Annotated in this window: 13 protein-coding genes; 1 reads left to right on the top strand and 12 read right to left on the bottom strand. The window is 68.6% G+C overall.

The window, feature by feature from the left end:
- Positions 1-17 precede the first annotated feature (17 nt).
- Entirely contained in the window at positions 18-773 is a 756-nt protein-coding gene (locus tag ACX12D_RS26340; RefSeq protein ID WP_043358260.1) for an IclR family transcriptional regulator, read from the top strand.
- Positions 774-807: 34 nt separating this feature from the next.
- Here ACX12D_RS26340 and ACX12D_RS26345 read toward each other — a convergent pair whose 3' ends face one another.
- The 12 genes from ACX12D_RS26345 to ACX12D_RS26400 form a co-directional block, all read right to left on the bottom strand.
- Positions 808-1,911, bottom strand: coding sequence for a Rieske 2Fe-2S domain-containing protein (locus ACX12D_RS26345; protein ID WP_459376378.1), 1,104 nt, complete (start codon positions 1,909-1,911; stop codon positions 808-810).
- A 200-nt stretch (positions 1,912-2,111) separates the two neighbouring features.
- The gene (locus tag ACX12D_RS26350) at positions 2,112-2,810 is read right to left on the bottom strand and encodes a 4'-phosphopantetheinyl transferase family protein (protein ID WP_459376379.1); all 699 of its coding nucleotides are present in this window, start codon (positions 2,808-2,810) and stop codon (positions 2,112-2,114) included.
- 21 nt (positions 2,811-2,831) lie between these two features.
- On the bottom strand, positions 2,832-3,284 hold the full coding sequence (locus ACX12D_RS26355; protein WP_459376380.1) for an excinuclease ATPase subunit: 453 nt from the start codon (positions 3,282-3,284) through the stop codon (positions 2,832-2,834).
- Between the two features lie 82 nt (positions 3,285-3,366).
- Entirely contained in the window at positions 3,367-4,593 is a 1,227-nt protein-coding gene (locus ACX12D_RS26360; RefSeq protein WP_459376381.1) for a beta-ketoacyl-ACP synthase, read from the bottom strand.
- Entirely contained in the window at positions 4,590-5,321 is a 732-nt protein-coding gene (fabG, locus tag ACX12D_RS26365) for a 3-oxoacyl-ACP reductase FabG (protein WP_459376382.1), read from the bottom strand. Before fabG ends, ACX12D_RS26360 begins: the two co-directional genes overlap by 4 nt.
- Positions 5,318-5,788 carry an ApeP family dehydratase gene (locus ACX12D_RS26370; protein WP_459376383.1) on the bottom strand — a complete coding sequence of 157 codons (471 nt, stop codon included), beginning with the start codon at positions 5,786-5,788 and terminating at the stop codon, positions 5,318-5,320. The genes fabG and ACX12D_RS26370 overlap by 4 nt, the downstream gene beginning before the upstream one ends.
- 2 nt (positions 5,789-5,790) lie before the next feature.
- The gene (locus ACX12D_RS26375; RefSeq protein ID WP_459376384.1) at positions 5,791-6,972 is read right to left on the bottom strand and encodes a beta-ketoacyl-ACP synthase; all 1,182 of its coding nucleotides are present in this window, start codon (positions 6,970-6,972) and stop codon (positions 5,791-5,793) included.
- Positions 6,969-7,628: a DUF3261 domain-containing protein gene (locus tag ACX12D_RS26380; RefSeq protein ID WP_459376385.1), complete on the bottom strand. Its 660-nt coding sequence runs from the start codon at positions 7,626-7,628 to the stop codon at positions 6,969-6,971. Before ACX12D_RS26380 ends, ACX12D_RS26375 begins: the two co-directional genes overlap by 4 nt.
- Positions 7,616-8,845: an NAD(P)/FAD-dependent oxidoreductase gene (locus tag ACX12D_RS26385; protein WP_441637621.1), complete on the bottom strand. Its 1,230-nt coding sequence runs from the start codon at positions 8,843-8,845 to the stop codon at positions 7,616-7,618. The genes ACX12D_RS26380 and ACX12D_RS26385 overlap by 13 nt, the downstream gene beginning before the upstream one ends.
- An 82-nt stretch (positions 8,846-8,927) precedes the next feature.
- Positions 8,928-11,309, bottom strand: a complete 2,382-nt coding sequence (locus ACX12D_RS26390; protein ID WP_459376386.1) for an MMPL family transporter — start codon at positions 11,307-11,309, stop codon at positions 8,928-8,930.
- The gene (locus tag ACX12D_RS26395) at positions 11,302-11,928 is read right to left on the bottom strand and encodes a LolA family protein (protein ID WP_459376387.1); all 627 of its coding nucleotides are present in this window, start codon (positions 11,926-11,928) and stop codon (positions 11,302-11,304) included. The genes ACX12D_RS26390 and ACX12D_RS26395 overlap by 8 nt, the downstream gene beginning before the upstream one ends.
- Positions 11,925-12,374 (bottom strand): acyl-CoA thioesterase, encoded by a 450-nt coding sequence (locus ACX12D_RS26400; RefSeq protein ID WP_459376388.1) that lies wholly within the window; start codon positions 12,372-12,374, stop codon positions 11,925-11,927. Before ACX12D_RS26400 ends, ACX12D_RS26395 begins: the two co-directional genes overlap by 4 nt.
- Positions 12,375-12,390: the final 16 nt, after the last annotated feature.

Here is a 12,390-nt window from a genome sequence, read left to right on the forward strand (position 1 = left end):
ACAACAAAGCGCCGCCGATGAACGTGAAGACGGCGTTGCGCGTACTCGAGATCATCGAAACCTTCGCGCGCGAGCGGCGCGCGCTGTCGCTATCGGAGCTGGCCCGGTTGCTGGCGGTGCCGGCATCGAGCTGCCTGGCGCTGATCCGCACCCTGACCTCGCTGGGTTACCTGTACGAGACCGGCCGCCGCCAGGGCTATTACCCCACAGGCCGCCTGCTGGCCATGGCGCAGCAGATCGCGCGGCACGACCCGGTGCTGGACCGGGTGCACGGCACCATGAACGAGCTGCGTGCCGCCACCGGCGAGACCGTGGTGATCGGCAAGCTGCATGAAGGCCGGTGGGTGGTGTACCTGGACGTGCTCGAATCCCCGCATGCGATCCGCTATATCGCCACCGCAGGCGAGCGGCGTGAGCTCCATGCGAACTCGATCGGCAAGGCCTTGCTGTCCGTCATGCCCGAGGACGAGCGCAGCGCGCTGATCGCGCAGCTCAGCTTCGAGCGCTTCACGCCACGCACGGTAGCCAACGCGGCGCAGCTGGAAGCCGAGCTGAAGAAGTCCGCCGAGCAAGGCTGCTTCATCAACCTGGGCGAGTCGCTGCCCGATGTTGGCGCGCTGGCCTGGCCGGTGCGGCTGTCGGGAGAATGCTACGGGATTTCCATTGCCGGGCCGGCGTACCGCATCGAGCCCGCGCTGACGCGGTTCTCGGCCATCCTCAGGACGGCCTGCTCCGCACTCGAGCGCGACGAGCGCAGCCGGTTCTCGCAATAGCGATCAGGCTATCCGCCTATCCGCCTATCCGCCGTCAGCTCCCGGCCGACGCTTCCGGCATGCCGCATTCGCGCAGCAGGTCGCGCAGTTCGTTGATGACCGGAAACACCTCCTGGTTCCAGTCGGCGCCCTGCTCGTCGTGCGCCGCCTGCTCGCTCTCGACGATCCAGCGGTCCTCTTTGAAGATCCGCTCGGTAAACCACACCAGCAGCGGCCAGGCCAGATCCAGTATGCCGGGAATGCCGGGCTTCTTGATCGACAGCAGCCCGAACGTGCGGTTGGTGCGCTGCTCGGCGTCGAGCGGCACGTAGACGATCCACAGGTCCATCACCAGCGTGGCATCCGAGGTGCGGATCTGCAGGGTCTGGTACGGATACAGGGTGCGGACCGTCATCACGTCCTTGCCTCCTTGCCCGCCCTTGCTGCCCTTGTTGCCGCCGCCGAACACCAGCGCTTCGCCCACCGGCTGCTTGCCTTGCTCGCGAGCGAAGGTGTAGTCCACCTCAACCCATCCGTCGCCGCGCCGGCGGCCCAGCGAGCTGGCGCGCATCTGCCCCATCTGCCGCCGGTGCAGGAACTGATGGTTCATGTCCATCAGGTTCTCGTGCATGAACGAGTAATGGCATTTGACCTCGCGGCCAAAACGCCGCGTCTTGTAGGCCTTGTTGGCCACCGAGCCCAGGCTGGGCAACGGGGTTTCGTCGGCCAGCACCGCGCTGCCGGGGAACACGAAGATCAGCCCTTCCACCTCGCGGCAGGGGTAGGAGCGCACGCCGTTGGGCAAGCGCTCGCGGCCCAGGTAAGGCACATCGATGCAGCGGCCGGTGCAGTCATAGGTCCAGCCGTGATAGCAGCAACGGATCGATTCGCCTTCGACCACGCCCGCATGCAACGGCACCTGCCGGTGCGCGCAACGATCTTCGAGCGCGAACACCGCGCCGGACGCCGTGCGCACCAGCACAATCGGCTCCCCGGCAAAACGCACGCCATGCGCCTTGCCGCGCTTGACCTCGCGCGACCAGGCCAGGGGATACCAGTGATCGGGATGAATGGTGACGCGGCGCAGGTCGCGCAGCGGGACTTCGGTGGGGCTATCGCTATCGTTGGCACTGCTATCTAGCAACGGAACTGCATGCATGGGGGACTTCTCCTTGCAAGACTGGTATCTCGATTAGCCGACTGCGTGGGCGGGAGGACGAAACCAAGGGCTAAGTCTAACCGAAGGCGTGCCAAGAGATGTGTTGCCCGCCGCGGGGTAATGACGGGCATCCGGGCTTACCCCGACACCGGCCGCACGTACCGGAAGTGGCGTGGATGGTGCCCTCGATGACGTGATGCTCAGGGCGCATCCGCCGCTGGCGCCAGGCACCAGTAGCGCAGGCCCGCAGGCACGGTATCCGACAACGAGATAGCGGGCGCGGCGTGGATCGCCAGCACAGCGTCGCCGTGGCGCCAGCTGCAAGCATTGGCGGTGGCCGGGCTGGCCGCCGGCGACACCGCCACCGCCTGCCCGAGCATGGTCTGGAACAGGCCCCCGCCGCCGCGCTTGAGCCAGGCTTCCTTCAAGGTCCAGAGCTGGAAGAAGGCCTCGCGTTGCGCCGCCGGATCGCCGCCCGGGCGCAATGCCGGCAAGGCGGCGCGCTCGGCTTCGCTGCTGACCGCAAGCACCAGCGCGTCCAGCCCTTTGCGCGGCAGCACGCGCTCGATGTCCAACCCGAGCGATTCCAGCCCGACGGCACAGGCGACGTGGTCGCCGGAATGGGAGAGGGAGAGAAAAGCGGGCACAGGCCCGACGGCCCGCGGCGGGCTGTCCGGCGCGGCGGTCAGCGTCCAGTCCTGCCAGCCGCCGCCGTAAGCTTGCGCCAGCAACTGGCGCGCGATCCAGCGCCCGGCCACGAACTGGGCGGCGCGCTGGCCGGCCTGCAGGGCGTCCAGGCGCCGCGCTTCGTCCGCGCCCAGCCATTGCCTGGCGGGCGGGACCTGTCCGGCCAGGCCAGCTACCGACGCAACGCGAACGTGAATCGGGGCGGCCGGCATGGCGTGGTGCGGCGCGCGGCCTTACTTGCCCGCCACCTTGGCGTACGTGCCCTTGAGCGCCACACCGGCCACCACGGCGCCGGCGTGGCATTCGTACTCGGTCGGGCTGGCGACCGAGTCCTTCTTGTAGTAGCTCACCACGTCGACCACGGCATTGGCGCCGAGCGTCTTGGCCTTGTCCTGGAACGCGATCAGCGCGGACAGCGCGGCCCAGCGGCAGGCCTCTTCATCGCTCTTGCCGAAGCTGTTGGTCTTGCGGTTGGACACATCGCTATCCTTGGTCTCCAGGACCTTGGGCTTCTTCTGTCCCGCCAGGAAGAACTTGACCGAGCCATCTAGCTTTTCCTGGGCTTCCGGCATATCCAGTACTTCCTGGAACGGCAGCATGTACTTGGTATCGCGCGCCGCGGCGGGCGTGGACAACAGCATGGCGGCCGAGGCGGTTGCGGCCAGGATGGAGAGAGCGTGCTTCATTGACCTTCCTTTCTTGGTGTTGTTGATGTTGTTGGCGTTGTTGATTTTATCGATAAGGAAAAGGCGCGGTAGTACTGGCAGATCAACGCCAGCGGCGGAACACCAGCGACGTGTTGATGCCGCCAAAGGCAAAATTGTTGCTCATCGCATGATCGATGTCGAGCCGCCTGCCCTCGCCCATGATGTAGTCAAGGGAGGCACAGCGCGGGTCCGGGTTGGCCAGGTTGATGGTGGGCGAAAACCAGCCGTCGCGCATCATCTCGACCGTCATCCACGCCTCGAGTGCGCCGCAGGCGCCTAGCGTATGGCCCATATAGCTCTTGAGCGAACTCACCGGCACCGCGTCGCCCAGCACCTCGCGGGTGGCATGGGACTCGGCGATATCGCCCTGGTCGGTGGCGGTGCCGTGGGCATTGACGTAGCCGATCGCCGAGGCCGGCAGGCCGGCATCCTCCAGCGCCAGGCGCATGGCCTGCGCCATGGTGTCCGCCTTGGGCTGGGTCACGTGGGCGCCGTCGCTGTTGGTGCCAAAACCGACAATCTCGGCCAGGATGTGCGCGCCGCGCGCCAGCGCGTGCTCCAGCTCCTCCAGCACCAGCGTGCCGGCACCCTCGCCCAGCACCAGGCCGTCGCGCTCGCTGTCGAACGGGCGCGGCGTGCTATGCGGCGCATCGTTGCAGGTGCTGGTGGCAAACAGCGTATCGAACACGGCGGCCTCGGTGGGATCCAGCTCCTCGGCGCCGCCCGCCAGCATGGCCACCTGCCGGCCGCTGCGGATGGTTTCGTAAGCGTAGCCGATGCCCTGGCTGCCCGAGGTGCAGGCGCTGGAGGTGGTGAGGATGCGCCCGGTAATGCCGAAGAACACGCCGATGTTCACCGCCGTGGTATGCGGCATCATGCGGATGTAGGTGGTAGCGCTGACGTCCTCGGTGGTGCGATCGATCATCATGCGGCCAAAATCGGCCACGGCCGACGGCGTGCCGGTGGACGAGCCGTAGGCAATGCCGAGCTTGCCGCTTGCGACCAGCGGATCGCCAAGCAGCCCCGCATCGCGCAAGGCGGCCTCGCTGGCCAGCACCGACATCACGGCCACGCGGCCCATGGCCCGCGTGACCTTGCGGGTGTAATGCGCCGGCAGCGCGAACGGCGGCACAGGTGCCGCAAGCTGCGTGTTGAGACCCTTGTAGACGGCCCACTCCGGCATCCGCACGACCGCGTTGCGGCCGCTGGCCAGGCGCTCGCGCACGCTCGCCCAGTCGTTGCCCAGCGAGCAGACTGCGCCGGCTCCGGTAATGACGACTCGCTTCATCCGAACATCCCCCCGTTGACCGAAATCACCTGCCGGGTGATATAGCCCGCATCGGCGGACATCAGGAACGCCACGGTGGCAGCCACCTCGTCCGGCGTGCCCATGCGGCGTGCCGGGATCATGCGCAAGGCTTCCTCCAGCACGTGTTCGTCGACCATCTCCGTATCGATCAGGCCGGGGGCCACGCAATTGACGGTAATAGCGCGCTTGGCCAGCTCGATGGCCAGCGCCTTGGTGGCGCCGATCACGCCGGCCTTGGCCGCGCTGTAGTTGGTCTGGCCCCGGTTGCCCACCAGCCCCGACACCGAGGACAGCGTGACGATGCGGCCCGGCTTGCGCCGCTGCACCATGGGCATCACCAACGGGTTGAGCACGTTGTAGAAGGCGTCCAGGTTGGTGTGGATCACCTCGTCCCACTCTGCCCCGGTCATGACCGGGAACGCCGCATCGCGCGCAATGCCCGCATTGCAGACCACACCGTAGTAGCAGCCATGGGTTTCGATATCGGCCAGCAGCGCGGCCGCGGCCTGCTCCCGCTGGCTGACGTCGAAACAAAGCACGCGCGCGGTGCGGCCCAGGGCGCGGATCGCATCGGCCACCGATTCGGCTTCATCGCGCCGGGAGCGGCAATGCACCACCACATCGTAGCCCTCGCGCGCCATGCGCAGCGCGATGGCGCGGCCGATGCCGCGCGAAGACCCTGTGACGAGCACGGTTCGGTTCGTCATGGTTGTTGTCCTTGCAAGAAAGCCTGCGCGTCGGCAGGCTGGAAAACGGAAACGTTGGCGCGCGCCACTTCGCGCTCGCCCAGCGACAGCGAGCAGGCAAACATGCCGAGCCCGTTGTCACCGACCAGCTCGGCGCGCACTTGTATGGTCAGCACGCTGCCCACCGGGAACGCCGGCACATCGCATTCGTAGCGCCGCGAGCCAAGCAGGAAACCGATGCCCGGCGCCCGCCCGGCACGCCAGTCCTGCGCGCCGGCCCAGGCGGCGATGGTCTGCGCCATGTATTCGATGCCGACCCAGCCCGGCATGCCGGACTCATCGACAAACAGCTGGGTGGCGCGCACCGTGGTGCGCGCAGCCGCGTGTTCCTCATCGGCGCGCAACAGCTCATCCAGCAAGCGCATCCCGCCGGCGTGCGGCAGCACCTCGGCGATTGCCGGCAACGCGGCAACGGACGTCGTGGTCATGGTCAGCCGGCTCCCAGTATCACGGCGCTGTTGCTGCCGCCGAAAGCGAAGGAGTTGCTCATCACGTAGCGCGGCGCGCGGCCCAGCGCTTCGCCGGGGGCCACCACGCGCAGCGCCGGCAAGGCGGGATCGGGCACGCCATCCCACCAGTGCGGGGGCAGGCGGCCGTCTGGGTTGTCGACCAGCGTCAGCCACATCAGCGCGGCCTCGATCGCACCGGCCGCGCCGAGCGCGTGCCCGGTCATCGGCTTGGTCGAGCTGAGCGGCAGATCTGCGCCGAACAGCGCGGCGCATGCCAGCGCTTCCATGGCGTCGTTCTGCGGCGTGGCGGTGCCGTGCAGGTTAAGGTAATCGATGTCCGCGGGCGCAAGCCCGGCGCGCTCCAGCGCCTGCAGCATGGCGGCCCGGGCACCAGTGCCGCTGGGGTCCGGCGCCGACATGTGATGCGCGTCGGAGGTCTCGCCGCAGCCGGCAAGACGCACCGGCCCCGGCTCGGCGGACAGCAGGAACAAGCCGGCGCCTTCGCCCAGGTTGATGCCGCAACGGTTGGCCGACAGCGGGTTGCAGCGCGACGCCGAGACGGAATCCAGCGCGCTGAAGCCGGCCACGGTGAAGGAGCACAGGGTATCCGCGCCGCCCGCGATCACCACGTCCGCCATGCCGCTGCGCAGCAGGCGCGCGGCAGCCCCGAGTGCCTTGGCGCTCGACGAGCAGGCGGTGGACAGCGTGTAGGCCACGCCGGTCACGCCCAGCACGCCGGCCAGGAACTGCGCCGGCGAGCCCAGCTCCTGCTGCCCGTAGTGGAAACCCTCCGGCCACGCACCGGTGGCAGCGCGCGCGCGCACGGCCACGCCGCCCTCGGCAATGCCGGAGGTGCTGGTGCCCAGCACCACGGCCACCCGTGCCGGGCCAACCCGGGCGATGGCGGCCTGCGCCTGCGGCATGAACTGGAGCGCGGCGTGATACAGCAGCGCATTGTTGCGGGTACGGTGCACCCGTGGCGTGTCGTCCGGCAGGCTGAGCGCGGCGTTGACCGTGCCAAGTTGCAGCGGCCGGCCCGGGCTGTACAGCTCGGTCACCTCGCCGCCCTGCGGAGCGTCGCCGCGCCAGAGCGCCGCGCGCACGGCATCCGCGCCGTCGCCCAGCGCGCAGGTCATGCCCAGTGCATTAATAAAGACATTCATTTCATGCCTCCTTGCCCTGCCGGCGGCAGGGTGCGGATGGTCAGCCGATAGCCATCGCGGTATTGCTCGAACTCGATCGTCTGCGGGTCCGGATAGCGCACCTCCGCCACCACCTCGCCAGCCGCGCGCAGCACGCGCCGGCCGGCCTCGGTCTCCAGGCGCCAGCCCGCCGGCAAGGCCGCGGCAATCGCCTCGACCGGCCACAACGACAACTGCATTTCACTCAGGATACGCTCCGGCACCAGCTCGGCCGGCGCCCAGGGCGAGCGCACCACGCGCAGGTCCTGCCCATCCCAGTCCAGCCGCGCCAGCACCTGCCCGCCGGCCAGCGCGGCCAGCCGCGTGTGGGTGGCGTCGGCTTCCAGCAAGGCCTGGATCTCGCGGCGCTCCTCTCCGCGCGGGGTGCGGTACACCACGGTGATCTGCTGCTGCAGCGCCAGCGCGCGGCCCAGCGATGCCGGCGGCAGGCGCAGCAACGGCACGGCCTGCTGCCCGGCCGGCACGGTGGGCGCGGCAGGCGGCGAAGCGGAACCTGCCGCCGGCCCCGCGCCCGGGCCGGCGCAGCCCGCCAGCAGCAACGCACACGCGGCAACACCCAGCAGCATCCGCGCCGGCACGGCGCCAATGGCCGGATGCCCGGCAATCAGGCTTCGCAAAGCTGCTCCAGCACGCCAAGGCGGCGCCGCGACTCGGTGACGAACGGGTTGGTGCGGTCCCAGGCATAGCCCGCCAGGATGGCCGAGATCATGCGGCGGATTTCCGGCGTGGCATTGGGATGGAAAATCAGCTTCTGGAAGCGGCCTTCGTACCACGCTTCCACAAAGGTGCGGAAGCAATCCACACCGTCCTTGAGCGGGCGGCCGTAATCGGCCTGCCAGTCCACCGCCTCGCCATTCAACTGGCGCGCCAGGCAGGCCGTGGCCAGGCTGGCGGACTTGAAGGCAATGGTCACGCCCGACGAGAACACCGGGTCGAGGAATTCGCCCGCATTGCCCAGCAACGCATAGCCCTTGCCCCACAGCGATTTCACGTTGGCCGAGTAACCGGCGATCTGCCGGGCCGGGGTATCCCAGCTGGCGTTGGCCAGCAGCTTGGCAAGGCCGGGCTCCTCGCCCACCAGCGCCCGCAGCCGCTCGGTCTCGGTCCCTGTGTACTGGTCGAGGAAACGCTTTTCCGCCACCACGCCCTGCGAGCAGCGGCCGTCCGAGAACGGAATGGTCCAATACCAGACATCGACATGCTCCGGATGCACGCTGACGCGGATCTTGTTGCGATCGAAGGTGCCCAGCGGGATGCGGTCTTCCACGTGGGTGAAGATGGCGCTGCGCACGGGGAAGTGCGACGGCGACTCCAGGTCCAGCAGGCGCGGCAGCACGCGGCCGAAACCCGAGGCATCCAGCAGGAAGCGCGCCTGCACCTGGTACACCTTGCCATCGGGGTCGCGCACGGTGACGCAAGGCTGCTCGCCCTCCAGGTCGACGGCGCTCACCTGGTGCTGGAAACGGACCTCGGCGCCCTGCTTCTGCGCCTCGCGGATCAGCACGTCGTCGAAGCGCGCGCGCTGGACCTGGTAGGTGGTGCCCCAGCCGGCGGAGAACTTGTCGCGGAAATCGAAATCCGTATAGCGGTCGCCACGCACGAAGGCAGCGCCGTTCTTGTACTGGAAGCCGGCTTCGACCACCGCCTGCAGCATGCCCGCCTCTTCGATGTAGGCCATGCTCTGCGGCAGCAGGCTTTCCCCGATCGAGAAGCGCGGAAAGGTCTCTTTCTCGATCACCAGCACATCAATGCCGCGCTTGCGCAAAAGGCCCGCCGCCACGGAGCCCGCCGGGCCCGCGCCGATGATAAGGACATCCACCTGTTCGGTATTCATTAGCAACCCTGTTTGACTCGTTGATCTTGTTGGTTTTATTTGTCTTGCTATTTTATTTGTCTTGCTGCTACTTCACATGAAACTAGTGCGCATGCCCATGCGCCGCGTGCGGCCGGAACCATGGCGACAGCACCCATACCGCCCCCACGCCGGACAGCATGGTCATGCCAAAGGCATGCAGCGCCGGCGTGGACGACAGCGCCAGCAGGCCGAAGGCCAGCAGCGTGCTGGCCGCGCCAAGCACGATCGCCGTCCATGACTCGCCATCGCCGGGATGCTCCAGCAGGAAGATGCCGTAGTCCACGCCCACGCCAAGCAGCAACGCCAGCGCAAGCACGGAGAACAGCTGCAGCGGCACATGCAGCCAGCCCAGCAGCGCCACGCTGAATACCCCCGCCAGCAAGGTCGGCACCAGCGCCCGCCACGAGGCGCTGCCATAGCGCCATGCCAGCAACAGCGCCACGCCCAGCGCGCCGGCGCCCAGCAGCCAGGTCATCAGCACGCGGTAGTGCTTGAGCAGCGAGGACAGGTCGGCCACGCGGTCCACCCACTCGACGCCCGGTACCTTGGCCGCCGCCGCCTCGATCAGCGCAATGGTGGTGGGCTTGTCCAGCCCGCGCAGCAGCATGACGCTGGCGTAGCCCTGGCCCTCGCGATCCAGCCAGAGGTGACGCAACGTCTCGGAAACCGGGTTCGCCAGCCACGCCGGCAACGTCAGCACGCGGTCCGGCGCGGCGGCATTGGGCGCGCCCACGGGGCCGCCCACCGCGCGCGCCACGCGCTCGCGCACGGCGGCCTCCAGGCCGTCCGTCAGCGTGGCATCGGCATGCTGGCGGGACGCCGATGGCACCCAATCGGAGATGGCCACAAAGCCCTCCAGCTCGCCGCGCGCCACCACGCCCGCCAGCGCCGCCTTGACCGCTTCCTCGCGCGCCAGCACCTGGTCCGGCGAGTTGCCGCGCACCAGCAGGAACTGGGCGGGGCTAGGCGTGCCCAGCAAGCGCCCGGCGGTGCGCTGCGCCTCGATCAGCGCCGGCGGCGAGCTTTGCAGCTGGCGCACGTCATCCGCCACCTTGACCTGCCACAGCCCCGGCACGATGAACAGGGCCAGGGCACCCAGCAGCAGCATCGAAGCGCGATCCATGCCCACGCGCGGCCAGCGGGCCAGGCTGGCGGTCAGCCAACTCGACAGGCGCGTCTGGCGCAGCTGGCCGCGGTCAAGCAGCGGGAACCAGAACACCACGGTCAGGAAAGCCGCCACCAGCCCCACGGCCGAGAACAGCGCCATTTGCCGCAGCCCCGGGAACGGCGCGATACCCAGCGCCAAGTAGGCCACCACGCTGGTCGACAGCGCCAGCGCCATGCCCGGCAGCAGCCTGCGCATCACCTGCGGCGGCGACAGGCCAGGACTGGCCTGCCGCGACACGAAATAGTGAATGCCGAAGTCCTCGGCCACGCCCACCAGGCTGGCACCGAACACCAGCGTGATCAGGTGGACGCGGTCAAACACCAGCGCGGTGGCAGATACCGCGGCAGCCGTGCCGATCAGCAGCGACAGCCCCACCAGGATGATCGGGCGCAGCGAACGGAAGGCCAGCCAGACCAGCAGCAAGACCGCCGCCAGCGAACCCCAGCCAATCACGTTCATCTCCAGGTTGGCCTGGGATGCGGCGGCTTCCGCATGCAAGGGAATGCCGGCGGCCACCACGTGCACGCCGTCGTCGCCCTGCGCGGCGGCGCGCTCGCCCATCTGGAGCACATCGCCGTAGTCTGTATTGCCGCTCACCGAGAACGCAGGCTTGGTGATGCGATACGTCAGCAGCACCCACTCCTTGCCCTCGGCGCTGAGCGCTGCGCGGCCATCACGCTCATGCACGCGCGTGATGGCCGCGCGCGACAGCCACCAGTCCTGCCAGAGCCCGATCGGGTCGGCGGCCCAGTCGGTCAGGCGCGGGCCGGTGGAAAGCTGGTAGAGCCGGGTCAGCGCCTGCTGGGACAATACATCGGGATCAGCCTGGCGCAGCATGGCGCGCTGGCTATCGGTAAGCAGGCGGTCGCGGTAAGGCCGGTAGAAGGCCAGCGCCGCGTCGAGGTCGAAACTGGCGATGCGGTCCACTGGCTGCAGCAAGCTCGCCTGCGGCTTCGCGGCCGTGCTGAAGCGATCGGCGGCGGCACGGGCGCGGGCCCAGTCGGGCGCGCCGACCAGCACCACGATCTCGCGCGAGACGCCATCGGCCAGCCGGCGCAGCACGCGGTCGGCGGTGGCGGTGCGCTGGCTGGTGGGCAACAAGGCCATCACATCGGTGTCGAGCCGCGAGGCGCGCCAGAACTGCAACTGGTGCACCGTCAGCGCGATCACCAGCAGCAGCCACGCCACGGCCAGCACCCGCTCCAGCGTGCTGAGCCCGTGCGCGGGCTTGCCAGTGGCCGGGGCGGCCCTAGCCACCTTTGCCGCCTTACTCAAAGCGCTTCTCCTCATCCGCACCGAGTTTGGCGGCCGCGCTCGGGTCGATCATCTTGACGGTGGTGCTGTCGCCGCTGCCTTCTTCCAGGCGCACGTTGCGCACAAAGCGGTCCCCGGCCAGCTCGATGCGGGTGAATACGCGCCGCATGCCGGCATCGGTCGGCGTCAGCGTCAGCGTCCAGCCGCTCTTGCCAACCAGTTGGCCGGCCACCTCGAAACGTGTGGACAACGCGCGCAGGTCGCCGCGCAGCACGGCAATCACCGATTCGCCCACGACCCGCATGGCGGGCTGGGCGTCTGCCTGCAACTGTTGCTGCACGCGGCCATCGGCACCGCGCATGACCAGCCGGTCCGGCGTGACCAGCAGGCTGGACGCAAACGGCTCACGCGTGCTCCACACCACGCCACGCTCGCGCGCGAGCACGAAGTCGCCACGTGAGACCAGCGGATTGGCAAAGCCGGACAGGCGGCGGACCTGCTCGAAGCGTCCGTGGATGACCGGGGCATCGGACAAGCGCGCAGCCACCGAGGCCAGCAAATCCGGCGCGGCCGCGGCGGCAAGGCCCGGGCCAGCCAGCACGGCGCAGCAAAGCGCCTGCAACAAGCGGCGGCGCATCATGCCTGGCACTCCGGCTGCGCCCCGTCTTGCACGCCAAGGCACGCCAGCAGGACCGGCGGGCAGACGTACTGCATCTCGCCATTGGCCAGGTCCACCGCCACCTGGATGGTGTAGCCCTTGGTCAGGCGCCGGCCGCTGGCGGCATCGCGGACCACGTACTCGATCTTGAGCCGGTTCTCCCACTCGACGATGGTGGCGCGCACGATGAACGACTGGCCATAGGTAAGCGGCCCGACATACTTGACGCGCATGTCCACCACGGGCCACGCATAGCCCGAGTCCCGCATGGCTGGGTAGTCGTAGTGGTAGCGCGCCAGCAGCGCGCAGCGTGCCTGCTCGAAATAGCGCACGTAGTTGCCGTGCCAGACCACGTTCATCGGGTCGAGGTCGTGGAAGGCCGCGCTGAGCGTGATCTCGAAGCTGAAGTCCTGGGAGGCTTGGGGCATAAGGTTGGGTATCGCG

It is taken from the genome of Cupriavidus sp. PET2-C1 (assembly GCF_054515855.1).

Excerpts from the sequence above, each read along its gene's own strand:
- ACX12D_RS26340 (WP_043358260.1), top strand. The coding sequence starts at position 18 with ATGAACGTGAAGACGGCGTTGCGCGTACTCGAGATCATCGAAACCTTC.
- ACX12D_RS26345 (WP_459376378.1), bottom strand. The coding sequence starts at position 1,911 with ATGCATGCAGTTCCGTTGCTAGATAGCAGTGCCAACGATAGCGATAGC.
- ACX12D_RS26350 (WP_459376379.1), bottom strand. The coding sequence starts at position 2,810 with ATGCCGGCCGCCCCGATTCACGTTCGCGTTGCGTCGGTAGCTGGCCTG.
- ACX12D_RS26355 (WP_459376380.1), bottom strand. The coding sequence starts at position 3,284 with ATGAAGCACGCTCTCTCCATCCTGGCCGCAACCGCCTCGGCCGCCATG.
- ACX12D_RS26360 (WP_459376381.1), bottom strand. The coding sequence starts at position 4,593 with ATGAAGCGAGTCGTCATTACCGGAGCCGGCGCAGTCTGCTCGCTGGGC.
- fabG (WP_459376382.1), bottom strand. The coding sequence starts at position 5,321 with ATGACGAACCGAACCGTGCTCGTCACAGGGTCTTCGCGCGGCATCGGC.
- ACX12D_RS26370 (WP_459376383.1), bottom strand. The coding sequence starts at position 5,788 with ATGACCACGACGTCCGTTGCCGCGTTGCCGGCAATCGCCGAGGTGCTG.
- ACX12D_RS26375 (WP_459376384.1), bottom strand. The coding sequence starts at position 6,972 with ATGAATGTCTTTATTAATGCACTGGGCATGACCTGCGCGCTGGGCGAC.
- ACX12D_RS26385 (WP_441637621.1), bottom strand. The coding sequence starts at position 8,845 with ATGAATACCGAACAGGTGGATGTCCTTATCATCGGCGCGGGCCCGGCG.
- ACX12D_RS26395 (WP_459376387.1), bottom strand. The coding sequence starts at position 11,928 with ATGATGCGCCGCCGCTTGTTGCAGGCGCTTTGCTGCGCCGTGCTGGCT.
- ACX12D_RS26400 (WP_459376388.1), bottom strand. The coding sequence starts at position 12,374 with ATGCCCCAAGCCTCCCAGGACTTCAGCTTCGAGATCACGCTCAGCGCG.